The sequence below is a fragment of the Propioniciclava soli genome (assembly GCF_038502305.1).
Classification (GTDB): Bacteria; Actinomycetota; Actinomycetes; order Propionibacteriales; family Propionibacteriaceae; genus Propioniciclava; species Propioniciclava soli.
This window is the reverse complement of the sequence record NZ_CP115965.1, coordinates 1,221,758-1,237,205: the sequence shown is the minus strand read 5'-3', so window position 1 is coordinate 1,237,205 and position 15,448 is coordinate 1,221,758. Positions and strand designations below refer to the sequence as shown.

The 15,448-nt window shown below is 73.4% G+C and carries 15 protein-coding genes; 4 read left to right on the top strand and 11 right to left on the bottom strand.

What is annotated here, in order from left to right:
* Positions 1 to 24: 24 nt before the first annotated feature.
* Complete coding sequence (locus tag PCC79_RS05665; protein WP_232549781.1) at positions 25 to 534, top strand: GNAT family N-acetyltransferase; 510 nt, start codon at positions 25 to 27, stop codon at positions 532 to 534.
* Between the two features lie 21 nt (positions 535 to 555).
* Here PCC79_RS05665 and PCC79_RS05660 read toward each other — a convergent pair whose 3' ends face one another.
* The 6 genes from PCC79_RS05660 to PCC79_RS05635 form a co-directional block, all read right to left on the bottom strand.
* Complete coding sequence (locus tag PCC79_RS05660; protein WP_232549782.1) at positions 556 to 1,008, bottom strand: hypothetical protein; 453 nt, start codon at positions 1,006 to 1,008, stop codon at positions 556 to 558.
* Between the two features lie 221 nt (positions 1,009 to 1,229).
* Positions 1,230 to 2,150, bottom strand: a complete 921-nt coding sequence (locus PCC79_RS05655) for a bifunctional riboflavin kinase/FAD synthetase (RefSeq protein ID WP_342373257.1) — start codon at positions 2,148 to 2,150, stop codon at positions 1,230 to 1,232.
* 8 nt (positions 2,151 to 2,158) lie between these two features.
* On the bottom strand, positions 2,159 to 3,157 hold the full coding sequence (gene truB, locus PCC79_RS05650) for a tRNA pseudouridine(55) synthase TruB (RefSeq protein WP_342373256.1): 999 nt from the start codon (positions 3,155 to 3,157) through the stop codon (positions 2,159 to 2,161).
* Entirely contained in the window at positions 3,154 to 3,615 is a 462-nt protein-coding gene (gene rbfA / locus PCC79_RS05645; protein WP_232549785.1) for a 30S ribosome-binding factor RbfA, read from the bottom strand. Before rbfA ends, truB begins: the two co-directional genes overlap by 4 nt.
* Positions 3,616 to 3,751: 136 nt before the next feature.
* The gene (gene infB, locus PCC79_RS05640) at positions 3,752 to 6,709 is read right to left on the bottom strand and encodes a translation initiation factor IF-2 (protein WP_342373255.1); all 2,958 of its coding nucleotides are present in this window, start codon (positions 6,707 to 6,709) and stop codon (positions 3,752 to 3,754) included.
* 144 nt (positions 6,710 to 6,853) lie between these two features.
* Positions 6,854 to 7,126, bottom strand: a complete 273-nt coding sequence (locus PCC79_RS05635; protein WP_232550136.1) for a YlxR family protein — start codon at positions 7,124 to 7,126, stop codon at positions 6,854 to 6,856.
* A gap of 133 nt (positions 7,127 to 7,259) precedes the next feature.
* Here PCC79_RS05635 and PCC79_RS05630 point away from each other — a divergent pair, with 133 nt between their 5' ends.
* Both PCC79_RS05630 and PCC79_RS05625 read left to right on the top strand, forming a co-directional pair.
* Positions 7,260 to 7,850 carry a hypothetical protein gene (locus PCC79_RS05630; protein ID WP_232550137.1) on the top strand — a complete coding sequence of 197 codons (591 nt, stop codon included), beginning with the start codon at positions 7,260 to 7,262 and terminating at the stop codon, positions 7,848 to 7,850.
* Positions 7,851 to 7,968: 118 nt separating this feature from the next.
* Positions 7,969 to 8,535: a hypothetical protein gene (locus PCC79_RS05625; protein ID WP_232550138.1), complete on the top strand. Its 567-nt coding sequence runs from the start codon at positions 7,969 to 7,971 to the stop codon at positions 8,533 to 8,535.
* Between the two features lie 63 nt (positions 8,536 to 8,598).
* On the opposite strand, the gene nusA is transcribed toward PCC79_RS05625, so the two are convergent.
* Positions 8,599 to 9,567 (bottom strand): transcription termination factor NusA, encoded by a 969-nt coding sequence (gene nusA / locus PCC79_RS05620; protein WP_232550139.1) that lies wholly within the window; start codon positions 9,565 to 9,567, stop codon positions 8,599 to 8,601.
* A 1-nt stretch (position 9,568) separates the two neighbouring features.
* Positions 9,569 to 10,102 (bottom strand): ribosome maturation factor RimP, encoded by a 534-nt coding sequence (gene rimP / locus PCC79_RS05615; protein ID WP_232550140.1) that lies wholly within the window; start codon positions 10,100 to 10,102, stop codon positions 9,569 to 9,571.
* A 141-nt stretch (positions 10,103 to 10,243) separates the two neighbouring features.
* On the opposite strand from rimP, the gene PCC79_RS05610 reads away from it, so the two are divergent.
* Positions 10,244 to 11,191: a DUF4439 domain-containing protein gene (locus PCC79_RS05610; RefSeq protein WP_342373254.1), complete on the top strand. Its 948-nt coding sequence runs from the start codon at positions 10,244 to 10,246 to the stop codon at positions 11,189 to 11,191.
* Between the two features lie 33 nt (positions 11,192 to 11,224).
* Here the strand turns inward: PCC79_RS05610 and PCC79_RS05605 are convergent, their stop codons facing one another.
* The 3 genes from PCC79_RS05605 to PCC79_RS05595 form a co-directional block, all read right to left on the bottom strand.
* Complete coding sequence (locus PCC79_RS05605; protein ID WP_342373253.1) at positions 11,225 to 12,019, bottom strand: sulfite exporter TauE/SafE family protein; 795 nt, start codon at positions 12,017 to 12,019, stop codon at positions 11,225 to 11,227.
* An 85-nt stretch (positions 12,020 to 12,104) separates the two neighbouring features.
* Complete coding sequence (locus tag PCC79_RS05600) at positions 12,105 to 13,904, bottom strand: proline--tRNA ligase (protein ID WP_342373252.1); 1,800 nt, start codon at positions 13,902 to 13,904, stop codon at positions 12,105 to 12,107.
* 518 nt (positions 13,905 to 14,422) lie between these two features.
* Complete coding sequence (locus PCC79_RS05595; protein WP_342373251.1) at positions 14,423 to 15,448, bottom strand: TerC family protein; 1,026 nt, start codon at positions 15,446 to 15,448, stop codon at positions 14,423 to 14,425.

Below are 15,448 nucleotides of genomic sequence, written 5' to 3'. Positions count from 1 at the left end.
CTGCCCGCGAGAGGAAGGAACACCATGGCGATCCCTGCCCAGGAGGCCCAGCCCCGGCTCGATGTGCGCCTCGCCACGGCGGACGACCGCGCAGCGCTGGAGGCGAACGAGACGTCCAAGACCGCCGGCCTGTCCGCCGCCTACCTCGATCTGCAGGCGGAAGGTGACTTCTACGTCGTCGTCGGATTGGTGGACGGTCAGGTGCGCGGCCGGGTGATCCTGGACTGCCGTCCGACCACGGAGCTGGTGCCCGAGATGAAGCTGCTGTGGGTCGTCCCCGACGCCCGCCGCCAGGGCCTCGGCGCTGCCCTCACGTCCTACCTCGAGCGCCTGGCGACAAAGCTCGGCTACAACGAGATCTTCCTCGGCGTCACGCCGGACAACCCGGCGGCCATTCCCCTGTACATCTCGCTGGACTACACGCCGACCGGCGCGCACCGCAGCGCGGTCAACCTGTCCGTCATCGACGGGGAGAACGGTGGCACCGACGAGCCCACCGAGGCCATCTACCGCAAATCGCTCACGGTGCGCTGACGGGGTGCCGCCCGCCGGGCCTCACGCGTCGGCGACGGCGAGCACGCTCTTGCGCTGACGCCCGCCCATGAGGTCCAGCTGGAGCCCATGGTCGACGATCCTGACCCCCACGACGGTCACCGAGCCGTGCAGCAGCGCCGCGCGGATGGCCAGCACCGTGGCCGGGCAGTCGGCGGCGATGACGACGCTGGTGCCGTCGGCGAAGCCGAGGTACCAGCGGCCCTCCCATTCGGTGGGCTCGATGCGCCGCACCGGGACGGCGCGGTCCTGGACGACGCACAGGTGCCGCACGAGGGTCGAACTTGGGGTGAGGTGGTCGCGGACGAGCCGGCGAGCGATGCGGTTGAGCTCCGCAACGTCCGCGGGGTGCAGGCCGAGACGTGAGCTCGCCACCGCGGCCGAGCGCGTCCGCATCCACCGGTGGGCCAGCAGCACCAGCGCCACCAGCACGATCCAGAGCCATGCCGCATCCACAGCTCAAGTGTGCTGTATGCGAAGGCGCTCCTCAAGCATTTCACGGAAGAATCTCACCATGCAGTCCCCCCTGCGGGTGACAGTTGAGCGCTCACCTACCCGTGCCGCCCCCCCAGCGGGGTGGTGAGCCGCCGACTGATGAGTTAAGAAGATTCTGGTCCACCCACCAAGACGCGGGGCCGGAGCTTCTCACGCCGCAGGTCACGGGCTCGCGCAGGCGGTCAGGCGAGCGCGGCGCGGGCCCGGCGCACGTCGTCGTCCATCTGCGTGATGAGTTGCTCCACGCTGGAGAACTTGACCTGGCCACGAATCCGATCGACGAAATCCACCGCGATCCGGGCGTCGTACAGCTCCAGATCGGTGCGGCCGAGGACGTAGCTCTCGACGCGCCGTTCGACACCGTCGAACGTGGGGTTGGATCCGACCGAGATGGCCGCCGGCCATGCCGCGGGCTCGACACCGGACGCCAGGGCGGCACCGTGGGCGTCCCGGCCGTCGAGGCGGGTGACGCGGCCGGCGTAGACGCCGTCGGCGGGGCAGGCGAGTTCGTCGGGCACGGGCAGGTTGGCGGTCGGGTACCCCAGCTCGCGGCCGCGGTGGTCGCCGTGGCACACGACCCCCGTGAAGCGGAACGGCCGCCCCAGCAGCGTCGCAGCATGGCGGATGTCGCCCGCATCGAGCGCGGCACGCACCGCCGAGCTGCATGTCTCCTCGTCGCCGACATGAACCAGGGGCAGGCCCACCACGGCGAATCGGCCCCCTGCTAGCTCGGTGAGGGTTTCGACGGTGCCGGCGGCGCGATGGCCGAAGCGGAAGTTCTCCCCCACCACGACGTGGGCGGGGCGCAGGGGCACCAGATGGGCCTCCACGAACTCCGCCGGGCTCTGCTGGGCGAAGTCGGGGGTGAAGTCGACGACGCGCACCTCGTCGGCACCCGCGGCGCGCAACAGCGCGACGCGCTCGTCGAGGCGCGTCAGCATGCGGGGTCCCGAGCCGGGACGCACCACGGAGGCCGGGTGGGGCCAGAAGGTCAGCACGACCAGCGGCAGGTCGCCGCCCACCTCGCGCGCCCGGCGCAACACCTCGGCGTGCCCGGGGTGGACGCCGTCGAAGTTGCCGATGACCACCACCGACTCACCCACGTGACCCCTCATCTCGCCTCCGGATCTCGGCGGAACACTACAGCGTCGCGCTCCGTCTCGCGGTCCGCCACGGCGCCGGCGGTCTGGCCGCCTGCCGGGGCGTCCCCGGGCGCCGTCAACACCGCAACGGGCCGGGCCCCGTCCCCGTCGGGCCGGTAGAGGGCCAGCAGCTCACCGTCGTGCAGCACGGCCGTCGGATCGGCGTCCAGGCGCAGCGGCAGCGGCCGCCCCACGGCGACGTCCGCCGCGGCCGCGGCGTCCACCTCGACCGTGACGAAGCACAGAGGCGCGATGGCACCGAGCGGATATAGGTGCAGCTCGACGCGCTGCCCGGGGGCGAGTTCCCCGAGGTGGGCGTCCCACGTCGCGTGCTCCACGCGGAAGGGGCCCACGGCGGTGCGGCGCAGGGCCGTGAGGTGACCCCCCACCCCCAGCGCGGCGCCGAGGTCGCGGGCGAGCGCACGGATGTAGGTGCCCGAACTGCAGTCGACGACGACGTCCACGTCGACCACCGGGGTGCCGTCGGCGTCCGCGGCCCGGACGTCGAGGGCATCGAAGCGGGTCACGGTCACCTCGCGCGCAGCGAGCGTGACCTCCTCCCCGCGCCGGACCCGGGCATAGGCACGCTGGCCGTCGACCTTGATGGCGGACACCGACGACGGAACCTGCGCGATCGCTCCGGTGAGCGCGGCGAGTTCGACCCCCAGCGCCGGGCCGACCCCGGTGAGCGTCGAGCCGGAGGCGGACACGACGGTGCCGTCGGCGTCGTCGGTGTCGGTCGCCTGGCCGAGCCGGATCGTGGCCCGGTAGGTCTTGGTGGTGAGCGCCAGGTGCCCGAGCAGTCGCGTGCCGCGTCCGATGCCGAGCACGAGCACGCCGGTGGCCATGGGGTCGAGCGTGCCGGCGTGCCCCACCTTCTTCAGCCCCAGCGCGCGCCGGGCCCGGGCCACCACCTGGTGGGACGTGATGCCCCCGGGCTTGTCGACGACGAGGAGCCCGGAGGTCACGCGTCCTCGTCGCGGCCGGCGTCCGCCGACTCGTCGTCGTCCTCGTCCGGCCGGCGGTAGGGGTCGGCCTCGCCGGCGTACGCCGCACCGGCGGACGCGGCGGCCAGTTCGGCGTCCGTCGCGCGGGCCCGGGCGAGCAGGGCCTCCATCTCGGCCGCGGCCTCGGGCACGGCGTCGAGGACGAAGGTGACGGTCGGGGTGAACTTCATGCCCAGCTGCTTGCCGACGGTCGAACGGATCATGCCGTTGGCGGACGCGAGGGCGGCGGCCGTGTCGGCGCGCGCCTCCTCATCCCCCAGCACGGTGTAGAACACCGTGGCTTCGCGACCGTCGCCGGTCATGCGCACGTCGGTGAGGGTGACGAACCCGAGCCGGGGATCCTTGATGCGACGCTCGATGAGCTCGGCGACGATCACCTTGATCTGTTCGGCCACCTTGATGTACCGGGGATTTCCCATCGTTTGTCTCCTCACTGACACGGTCGGGCGGGGCCCGCCCTGGGTTCAGGGCGTGGTCGGGCGTTCGGCCCCGCTGAGCGCCAGCGAGGCCGGGCCGGGGCGGGAACCCGAATGGGCCCCGCCCCGCCCTGACCGATCAGTCCCTCGGCTTCTCCACCATCTCGTAGGTCTCCACCACGTCACCGGTCTTGATGTCGCTGTAGTTCGCGAGCGTCAGGCCACACTCGTAGCCCTCGCGAACGTCGGTGACGTCGTCCTTCTCGCGCCGCAGGGACGCGATCGTGGTGTCGGTGATGACCACCCCGTCGCGCAGCAGGCGCGCCTTGGCGTTGCGGCGGATGTGGCCGTCCATCACCAGACAGCCGGCGATGGTGCCGAACTTGGAGCTGCGGAAGATCTCGCGGATCTCCGCCTGACCCATCGTCTGCTCCTCGAAGATCGGCTTCAGCATGCCCTTGAGCGCCGCCTCCACGTCGTCGATCGCCGCGTAGATGACCGAGTAGTAACGGATGTCGACGCCCTCGGCGTCGGCCAGCTGCGTGGCCTTGCCCTGGGCACGGACGTTGTAGCCGATGATGACCGCGTCGGACGCCGACGCCAGCGACACGTTGGTCTCGGTGATGGCACCGACACCCCGGTCGATGACGCGCAGCGACACCTCGTCGCCCACGTCGATGCCGGCCAGCGCGTCCTCCAGCGCCTCGACCGAGCCGGCCGAGTCGCCCTTGAGGATGAGCTTGAGCTCCTGCGTCTCGCCCTTCTCGAGCTGCTCGAAGAGCTGGTCGAGGGTCTTGCGCCGGGTCGTCTTGGCGAGCAGTGCCGCGCGCTGGCGGGCCTCCCGCTTGTCGGCGATCTGGCGGGCCATCCGGTCGTCTTCGACAACGAGGAAGTTGTCGCCGGCGCCCGGGACGGACGTCAGGCCGAGCACCTGGACGGGCATTGACGGCGGCGCGGCGTCCACCGTCTCACCGCGGTCGTTGATCATCGCCCGGACGCGGCCGTGGGCCGAGCCCGCGACGATCGAGTCGCCGGTGTGGAGCGTGCCGCGGTGGACGAGGACGGTCGCGACGGGGCCGCGGCCCTTGTCGAGGTGCGCCTCGATGGCCACGCCCTGCGCGGGCATGTCCGGGTTGGCGCGCAGGTCGAGCGCCGCGTCCGCCGTCAGCACGACCGCCTCGAGCAGCCGGTCAAGGCCCTCGCGGGTCACGGCCGACACGTCGACGAACATGGTGTCGCCGCCGTACTCCTCGGGGATGAGCCCGTACTCGGTGAGCTCGCCGCGCACCTTGACCGGGTCGGCGGTCTCCTTGTCGATCTTGTTCACCGCCACCACGATCGGCACGTCGGCCGCCCGGGCGTGGTTCAGGGCTTCGACCGTCTGGGGCATGACGCCGTCGTCGGCGGCGACCACGAGCACGGCGATGTCGGTCGACTTCGCACCGCGGGCACGCATGGCGGTGAATGCCTCGTGACCCGGGGTGTCGATGAAGGTGATCGCCCGCTCGGTGCCGTCGACCTCGGTCGCGACCTGGTAGGCGCCGATGGCCTGGGTGATGCCCCCGGCCTCCCCCGCGACGACGTTGCTGTTGCGCAGGGCGTCCAGCAGCTTCGTCTTGCCGTGGTCGACGTGACCCATGACGGTGACGGCCGGCGGACGTGCCGCCAGGTCGTCCTCGTCGCCGAGGTCCTCGCCGAACTCCAGGTCGAAGGACTCGAGCAGCTCGCGGTCCTCGTCCTCGGGGCTGACCACCTCGATGTTGTAGTTCAGCTCGGCGCCCAGCACCTGGAGGGTGTCGTCGGCCACCGACTGGGTGGCGTTGACCATCTCGCCCAGGTGGAACAGCACCTGCACCAGGGACGCCGGCTCGACGCCGATCTTCTCGGCGAGGTCGGTCAGCGACGCACCGCGCCGCAGGCGGACCGTCTGGCCCTCACCGCTCCTGATGCGGACGCCGCCGATCGTCGGGGCCTCCATCTGGTCGAACTCGGCGCGACGCGCCTTCTTGCTCTTCCGTCCGCGGCGCGCGGGGCCACCCGCGCGACCGAACGCACCCTGGGTGCCGCCACGGCCACCACGGCCACCGCGGCCGCCGCCACCACCGGGACCACCCGGGCCACCCATGGGGCCACCGCCACCGGGACGACCGCGGCCGGGGCCACCGGGGCCACCACCGGGACGGCCCGGGCGTCCGCCCTGACCCGCCGGGGTCAGGGCGCCGGAGGCCTGCTTGGGCATCATGGCGGGGTTGGGACGCGGCATGCCGCCCGAGCCACCCGGACGCGGCATGCGCTGGCCCTCACCGGGGCGCGGCGCGCCACCGGGGCGGGGACCGGGACGGCCGGGAGCGCCGGCCGCGGGGGCGTCCGGACGCGGACGACGAACGCCCATGCCCTGGCTCGACGCGAACGGGTTGTTGCCCGGACGCGGCGTGCCGGTGCGACGGCCGGCTGCACCCTGACCCGGAGCGCCACCCGGCCGAGGGCCGGGGCGGGCGCCCGGGGCAGCGGGGCCACCCGGACGCGGCGCGCCGGGGCGCGGAGCCCCCGGACGCGGGGCGGCTGCGTTCTGCGCCTCCGCCCCCGGGGCGGCTGCGGGTCGCGGAGCCGGGGTGGCGGGACGCGGCCCGGGAGCCGGAGCTGGGCGCTCCGCGGCGGGAGCCGCCGGGGTGGGCGCCTCGCTCGCGGGCGAGGGTGCCGGACGCTCCGGTGCCGGGCTCGGTGCCGGGTCGGCCGCCGGCGTGGGCGCGGGACGCGCGGGGGCCGGCGTCGGGGCAGGACGCTCGGGGGCCGGCGCAGGTTGCGCCGCCGGCCGCTGCGGGCCGGGGCGCGGCCCGGGCGACGGGCGACCGGTCGTCTGCCCGCTCGCCGGACGCGGCGCGGGAGCGCTCTGCCGAGCGGTGGGCGCCGCCGGAGCGCTGCTGGGGGCCGGCGCAGAGCCGCCCTTCAACTTCTCGGTGAGCCGCCGCACGACGGGCGCCTCGATCGTCGAGGATGCGGAGCGGACGAACTCGCCCATCTCCTTGAGGGTGTTGAGAACCTCTTTGCTTTCGAGTCCGAACTCCTTGGCGAGTTCATAGACGCGGACCTTGGCCACTACTCTCCTTCAGGCCCGCGGGTGCGCAGGCCAGCTAGACGTTGCTGCTCATTTCTGGGTACTCATCGAGTGGTCATGAGCGTTAGCCCACCTTCTGGTTGTGCTGGTGTGTTCGCGCGGGTCGCGCGAAGCGCAGCTGACAGTCTACTCCGACTCGGCTCCGATTGCCCAAGCGGAGCCGCCCGCGTCGACGCGCGCGAGCACGGCGGCCACCGCCTCGGCCGGGCCGGGGTCGCCCCGCAGGGCTCGGCCGAGCGCCCTGCGTCGGAGGGCGAGCTGCCCGCAGCCCGGGTGCAGCCAGGCGCCACGGCCCGGCGTCGTGCGTCCCACGACCAGCCCGTCCGCGGTCAGCGCGAGCCGGACCAGCGCCGCCTGGTCGTCGGCACGGCGGCACCCCACGCAGGTTCGGATCGGCACGCGGTCAGCCTAGGGCGCTCGCACCCGAACTCCCAGCCTGGGCACAGGAACGCCCGGGCGCTCCGACAGGTCGGCGGGGCTCCATGGGTGCATCGGGGCCCCCGGGGCCCACCTGTGACCGAGAGGAACAACCATGAACACCATCCAGAAGGTCGGCCTGGGCCTGGGCGCCCTGGCCCTGGGCGTCGGCGCCGCCGTCGGCGTCACCAACGCGGCCGAAACGGCCACGGCCGACACCCCCGCCACCCAGACCGACGCGAACGGGAGCACCCCCGCCGACGCCGCCCCGGGCGCCGACGCCGTAGACACCCGCGGCAACCGCGGCACTGACCCGACCACCTCCGGGGCAGACACCGGCGCCGCCGGTGAGGGTCGCCGCGGCGGTGGCCCGGGCGCCCGCATGGGCGATCTGGCCGCCGACCTGGCCACGGCGCTGGACGCCGACGAGGCCGCGATCCAGGAGGCCATCGACGCCACCATGGCGAGCCAGACCCCGCCGTCCGACGGTGAGCGCCCCGACGCAGCCGCCCTGCAGGAGACCCTGGCGACGGCCATCGCCGACCGACTGGGGATCGACGAGGCCACCGTGACCGCCGCCCTGGCGGACCTGCACCCCGGCGGAGGGCACCCGGGGGGCGGGGGCGGACACAGTGCAGACGGTGCCGAGGGGGCCGGCACGGACGGTGCCCCGGCCCCGGACGCCACAACCGAGACGAACGGCTGACCCACCGCACCGGGGCCCGCTCACAGGTTCCCGACAGGTGAACCCGAGGGTGTTGCCAACCGGCCCTGCTCCCATGGTGGGCAGCGAACACCGCTACACCAACGAAAGGACCATGCGCATGAAGACGATTCACAAAGTGGGGCTCGGCGTCGCCGCCGGCACCCTCGCCCTCGGAGGCATCGCCGGCACCACGCTGGCCCAGGCCGAGACCACCGCGAGCCCGACGCCCAGCGCGTCCGGCACCGCGGCGCCGGAGGCCTCGCAGCGCGGGGAGCACGGCGGCAAGGGTGGCCAGCGCGGCGGCCTGCGGGGCGCGGACGCCGCGGCGCTCGCCGAGAAGCTCGGCCTCGACGAGGCCACCGTGCAGTCCGCGCTCGAGACCGTGCGGGAGAACCTGCACGCCCAGGCCGACGACGCGGCCGACGGCACCCGACCCGATCGGGCGGCGCAGCAGCAGGCGATGGCCGAGGCGCTGGCGTCCGAGCTGGGCGTGACCGCCGAGCAGGTGACCACGGCGCTCGACGAGATCCGTGCCGATGCTCAGGCCGACCGCAAGGCGGACTTCCAGTCCACCCTGGACGCGGCGGTCAGCGACGGCACCCTCACCCAGGCCGAGGCCGACGCGGTGCTCAAGGCGGCCGACGCCGGCGTCATCGGCTACGGCGGCGGTCGCGGCCACCGCTGAGACTCCCGCACCACGACGCCCCGGGTTCCGCGCGGAACCCGGGGCGTCCGTGTGTCAGCCGGCTCAGGCCTGCGTGTCGGGCCGGATGTCGATGCGCCAGCCGGTCAGACGCGCCGCGAGCCGCGCGTTCTGGCCCTCGCGTCCGATGGCGAGGCTGAGCTGGTAGTCGGGCACGATCGCGCGGGCGGCCTTGGCGAACTGGTCGGTCACGATGACCTCGCTGACCTTCGCCGGGCTGAGCGCCTCGGCGACGAAGGCGGCACCATCGGCGGAGTAGTCGATGATGTCGATCTTCTCCCCGTTCAACTCGGTCATCACCGTGCGCACCCGCTGCCCCATGGGCCCGATGCAGGCCCCCTTCGCGGAGACGTTGGGGTCGTGGCTGATCACCGCGATCTTCGTGCGGTGGCCGGCCTCGCGCGCGATGGCCTTGATCTCGACGACGCCGGACGCGATCTCCGGCGCCTCCTGGCGGAACAGGCGCTGCACCAGGTTCGGGTGCGTCCGGGAGACCACGACCTGCGGGCCGCGGGGCTCGCGCCGCACCGCCACCACGTAGACGCGCATGCGGCGGCCGTGCTGGTAGGTCTCGTTCGGCACCTGCTCGGCGAGCGGCATGATGGCCTCAAGGGGCCCGAGATCCACCCGGACGGTGCGCGAGTCGCGGTCGGCCTGGACGACGCCGGTGACGATGTCGCCCTCCTTCGCGGAGAAGTGGCCGAACTTCTGCTCGTCCTCCGCCTCCCGCAGCCGCTGGAAGATCACCTGGCGCGCGGTGGCGGCCGCGACGCGCCCGAACCCCTCGGGCGTGTCCTCGTACCAGCCGACCACCTCGCCCTCGTCGTCGGTCTCGGGGGCGAGCACGGAGACGCTGCCGGTCTTGGTGTCCAGGTTCACCCGGGCGCCCTGCACCGGGTGGGCGGACTTCTCGTAGGCGTTGAGCAGGGCCTCCTCGAGGGCGTCCACCAGCACCGTCAGCGGGATGTCCTTGTCGCGCTCCAGCGCCCGCAGTGCGGTCATGTCGATGTCCATGTCACTCCTTGTCGTCGTCGGCGGCCAGCTCGTCGCCGTCGTCGCCCCTGTCCTCGGTGTCACCCAGGTCGTCGGTGTCGTCCTTGCGGAGTTCGACCTGGACGACCGCCTTGCGGATGTCGCCGAGGGCGATCTCGCGCGCGGCGCCGTCGACGTCGAGGGACACCTGGGCCTCGTCGGCGCCGGTGATGCGGCCGGTCAGTTTCTCCTCGGGCAGCGTGAGCGCCACGAGGCGTCCGATGTTGCGCCGGAAGTGGCGCGCCTGCGTCAGCGGCCGGGTGACACCGCGGCTGCTGACCTCGAGCGTGTAGGGGGCCTCCCCCGTGGCCGGCGACGCGTCCAGCGCCGCGGACACCGCACGCGTGGCGTCCGCGATCTCGTCCAGGCTGGGGCCGCGGCCCTCCGGGCCGTCGCCGTCGAGGTAGACCCGCAGCACGGAACGCTTGCCCGCGCGGGTGATCTCGATGCGGTCGACCTCCAGACCGGACTGCCGGGCGGCGGGTTCCACGACCTCGGCGATCGCTGCGTGGTCCATGGGGGCACTCCATCCAGTTGTGTCGAGATCCGAGGGTGTCGAGATCCGATTGCGTCGAGCGGTTGTCGCCGTGACGGTCCCCGCCCGGCTCGCAGGCCAGCATACCCACCCCGCTCGGTGAGGCTGGGCTACCCTCGACGCGTGCTGGGTCCTCACAAGCAGGTGGGTCGTCGGGCGGTGTTGACCGCCGGCCTGGCCGGGATCGCCGGCGTCGCGCTCCCGGGCTGCGCGCTCGTACCGGCCGGCGCCCCGCGTGTGGCGCCCTCGCCCACGGCGACGCCGCTGCCGGGGCAGGTCGCCTTGGGGACGCTGCGGGAGGCGCTCGCGTCCGCCGCGGGAACCCCGTGGCCGGACGCCCACGCCGCACTGATCGCGTGGGCCCTCCGTGTGACCGCGGACCAGTGCGTCGCCGTCTCGCTGCCCGCCCCGGCACCCGTCGCCGCCACCGCGACTCCCCCGGCCGAGCAGGCCGATCCGGCCCTGGTCGCGGCGCTGGCCGAAGCGCTGGGCAGCGCGGCGAGGGCGTTCAGGGAACAGTCCGTGGCCGCGTCCTCGGCCCACCCGCTGGTGTGGGCGGCCATGGCGACCTGGGCGCTCGTCACCGCCGACCAGCTCGCCGACCCCACCGCGGCGCGGGAGCCCGCGCGCAGCGTCCTCGACCCGGCCGAGCAGTCGCCGGACGCCGCCCGCCAGGCCGCGCTGGACGCCTGTGCCGAGGTCTCGTGGGGCATCGAGGTGGCAGCGGGGGCGCCGGGGCTCTCGGCGGACGAGATGGACCGGGCGCGGGGACGGCTCGACGCCTGGGCCGGGCACGCCGACGCGCTGCGCGAAGCCCTCGGCCCGACCCCGACCCCCCACGTGACGCCCGCGCAGCCCTGGTACGAGCTCGATCGGCCCGCGGACGCCACCGCCGCCCGAGCCCTCCTCGCCCGGTTGGAGGCCGACGCGCTGCCCGTGCTGGGGCGCTCCTTCGCGTGCGGGGAGGCCTCGCTGCGTCCGCCGTTGCTGGATGCGCTGGCCGACGCGGCCGCCGACGTCCCCCGGTGGGGCGGGCTCGTGGAACGCTGGCCCGGGCTGCCGGCGAGCTGACGCGCGCGTCCACCCTCGCTCCCGCGGGCGAGGTCAGGCCACCAGCGGGGCCACCATGTCCCACGTCAGCTTGACGCCGAGGGCCACGATGACCACCAGGAACACCCGCCGGACGAAGGCGTTGCCGTGGCGCAGCGCCGTCCGGGCACCGGTCAGGCCCCCGAGCAGGTTGGCCGCCCCCATCGCCAGGGCGATGCCCCACAGGATGTTGCCGGTGGCGCCCAGCACGACGATGGCCGCGAGGTTGGTCGTCAGGTTCGCCAGCTTCGCGTAGGTGGTGGCGCTCAGGAACTCATACCCCATGACCCCGACGAGCGCGATGAGGAAGAACGAGCCGGTGCCGGGGCCGATGAAACCGTCCCACAGGCCGACGACCAGGCCGATCGCGCCGAGCAGCGCGAGGGCCCGCCAGCCCGTGTGCTTGGCCCGGTGGTGCAGGCCGAGCTGCGGGCGGCGCCAGGTGTAGGCCCCGACCCCGACCAGCGCGGCGAGGACGAGCGGGGTGAACGCCGCGCGGTCGAGGAAGTGCGTCAGCCGCGCGCCCACCGCCGAGCCGGCCGCGGAGCCGGCCACGAGCGGCAGCACTCCCCACCAGGCGATGCGGACGCGTCGCAGATAGGTGAGCGCAGCGACCGATGTGCCGAGGAAGCTCGGCACCTTGTTGGTGCCCGAGATGGTCGGCACCGGGGTGTCGGCGGGCAGGCCGATCAGCAGGCTCGGCAGCTGGATGAGACCACCCCCGCCGACGATCGAGTCGACCCACCCGGCCAGGAAGGACGCGGTGACGAGGAAGGCGATCATCGCCAGCGGCAGCTCGAGCCCGGTCACGACCGGTCCGACCGTCCCGGTCGCACCGTCGTGTCAGGCCGGGCCGCGGTGGCCCACCGGCAGGGCCAGCCGCCCCGGGGCGGCATCAGCCGCGGACGAGGTCGATCACGTGGGCGGCGGCGTCCCCGGTGGAGACCTCCGACTTCGCCCCGGTGGCGCGGTCGCGGACCTCGATGACTCCCTCGGCCAGGCCGCGACCGACGACGACGGTCGTCGGCACACCCAGCAGCTCGGCATCGTTGAACTTGACCCCGGGGCTGGCCTTGCGGTCGTCCAGCAGGACGGCCACGCCCGCGGCGTCCAGGCCGGCGGCGAACTCCTCGGCCCAGGCGAGCACGGCCGCGTCCTTGCCGGTGGCGACGACGTGGACGTCGAAGGGCGCCAGGTTGCGCGGCCAGGCGAGGCCGCGGTCGTCGCACGTGCTCTCCGCGACGGCCGCCACCGCCCGGGAGACACCGATGCCGTAGGAACCCATCGTGACCGTCACGAGCTTGCCGTTCGGGTCGAGCACCTTCAGGCCGAGGGCGTCGGCGTACTTGCGGCCGAGCTGGAAGATGTGGCCCATTTCGATGCCCCGGGCCAGGCTGAGGGGGCCGGAGCCGTCGGGCGCGGGGTCGCCGTCGCGGATCTCGGCGACGTCGATCACCCCGTCGCTGGTGAAGTCGCGGCCGCACACCAGGTCGTACACGTGGTGACCGGGAGCGTTTGCGCCGGTGATCCAGCGGGTGCCCTCGACCACGGCGGGGTCGGTGAGATAGCGGACGCCCTTGCCGTCGGCATCCAGGCCGAGCGCGCGGCCGTGGGCGCCACCCTGGGTGTCGCCGTGGGTGTCGCCGGGGCCGATGTAGCCCTTGACGAGCTGGGGGTGGGCGGCGAACTCGGCGTCGCCGAACGGCTCCACCTCGGCGGGTTCGACGGCGGCCTCGAGACGCTTCATGTCGACCTCCCGGTCCCCAGGCAGGCCGATCGCCAGCGGCGTCCGGCTGCCGTCGGGGTGGCGCAGGCAGACGATCACGTTCTTGAGTGTGTCCGCGGCCGTCCAGGCGCGGTCCGCACGGGGGAAGCGGTCGTTGGAGAGGGCGACGAGGGACTCGATGGTGGGCGAGTCGGGGGTGTCCTCGACGTGGGCGGCCGGCGCGTCCGAGGCGTCCTGCGCCGCGGCGAGCGGGCGGCGGACGGCCTCGACGTTGGCGGCATACCCGCCGGGGCTGCGGACGAAGGTGTCCTCGCCGATGTCGGCCACCGCGAGGAACTCCTCCGACGCCGACCCGCCCATCGCGCCCGAAGTGGCGGACACGATGACGTAGGTGAGCCCCAGGCGGTCGAAGATCCGCTGGTAGGCCGCGCGGTGCCGGGCGTAGGAGGCCTCCAGACCGGCGTCGTCGATGTCGAAGGAGTAGGAGTCCTTCATGACGAACTCGCGGCCCCGCAGCAGCCCCGCGCGGGGCCGGGCCTCGTCGCGGTACTTGGTCTGGATCTGGTAGAGGCTGAGCGGCAGGTCCTTGTAGGAGGAGTAGAGGTCCTTCACCATGAGGGTGAACAGCTCCTCGTGGGTGGGGCCCAGCAACAGGTCGGTGCCCTTGCGGTCCTGCAAGCGGAACAGGTTGGGGCCGTACTCGGTCCAGCGGTTGGTCTCCTCGTAGGGCTCGCGGGGCAACAGCGCGGGGAACCGCACCTCCTGGGCGCCCATGGCGTCCATCTCCTCGCGGACGATCTGCTCGACCTTGTGCAGCACCCGCAGCCCGAGCGGCAGCCAGGAATAGATGCCGGGCGCGACGCGGCGGATGTAGCCGGCGCGCACGAGCCAGCGGTGGCTCGGCACCTCGGCGTCGGCGGGGTCGTCGCGGAGCGTGCGGACGAAGAGTTCGGACATGCGGGTGATCACGAACGCCAAGCCTAGGGGATGGTGTGCGTGGCGACCGGTTGGGGATCACCCGGCGGGCGCAGGCGTTTCGGACGCCCGAACCCCCGTGCGGGGCGTTGCCCTGTCGTTGGCACCGCCACCCTGCTGCTGCCGCCGCGACCCTGTCGTTCGGGTCGCCACCCTGCCGTTTGGGTCGCCTACCCTGTCGTTCGGGTCGCCACCCTGCCGTTCTGGCCGCCACCCTGCTGGGAGCCCACTGCCCTGCCGTCGCAACGGCAGGGGGGTGCGCTCCGGGCAGGGGGGCGACAAGAAGGGCAGGGTGGCGGTTCCGTGGCGGGGCCCCGCACGTCCGACGAGGGACACACCAGCCCGGGAGCCACCCCGCTCCCCCGCCACACGAGCACCCCTGCGCCCGGGGAGCCACGTCCTCCCCACGGAACCGAGCCCACCCCAGAGCAGAGCATCGGAAACCACCCCACCGACGCGCGACAGCCCGGACGCTCGGGGCGTCCGGGCTGCGTCGCGGATCAGACTCCGGTTCAGGGGCGCGTGTGCACCGGATCGGCGTCGGTGGTGGGCAGCGGGGCGGTGGTGGCGTGGTCCTCGAGGTCAGCGTCGCCGCGCCGGGTGGCGATGAGGCTGGTCGTGACCACGAGGGCGAGGATGCCGATGATGACGCCGAGGGACGCCAGGGTGGGCACCTCCGGGATCCACGGCCACACGCCGTGCGCCCAGTGCAGCACCAGCTTGACCCCGATGAACGCCAGGATCGCCGCCAGGCCGTAGCCGAGGTGCACCAGCTTGCCGAGGGCGCCCTCGAGCACGAAGTACAGCGCGCGCAGGCCGAGCAGGGCGAAGGCGTTGGTGGCGAAGACGAGGTAGGGGTCGTCGGTGATGCCGTAGACGGCCGGCACCGAGTCGACCGCGAACACCACGTCAATGCTCAGGATGGCCAGGATGACCAGGGCCATCGGGGTGAGCGCGCGGCGTCCGTCGCCGTCCTGGGCGGTGAGGGCCGGGCCGTGGTACCGGTCGGTGACCGGCCAGAAGCGGCGCACGAGCCGGACGATCTTCAGCTCGGAGACGTCGATGTGCTCGTCCTCGGGGGCCATCGCGTCGCGCAGCGTCTTGATGGCGGTCGCGAACAGGATCGCACCGAACAGCAGGAACGCCCACGACAGCGAGCTGACGAGCTGGGCGCCGACCGCGATGAACGCGCCGCGCAGCACCAGGGCGCCGACGACGCCGAACAGCAGGGCACGCTGGCGCAGTTCGCGCGGCACCGCGAACGCGGTCAGCAGCAGCATGAACACGAACAGGTTGTCGACGCTCAGGGTCTTCTCGACGAGATAGCCCGTCATGAACTCCAGGCCGCGGTCGCCGCCGTAGGTGTTCCACACCCACGCGCCGAACGCCAGGGGAAGCGCGATGTAGAACACCGACCAGCCGACGGCCTCCTTCATGGAGACCTCGTGGGGCTTGCGGGTGAGCAGGAAGTCCATCACCACGAGGGCGAGGACGGCGGCAATGGTGATGCCCCAGAGCAGGGGTGTGCCGACAGGCAT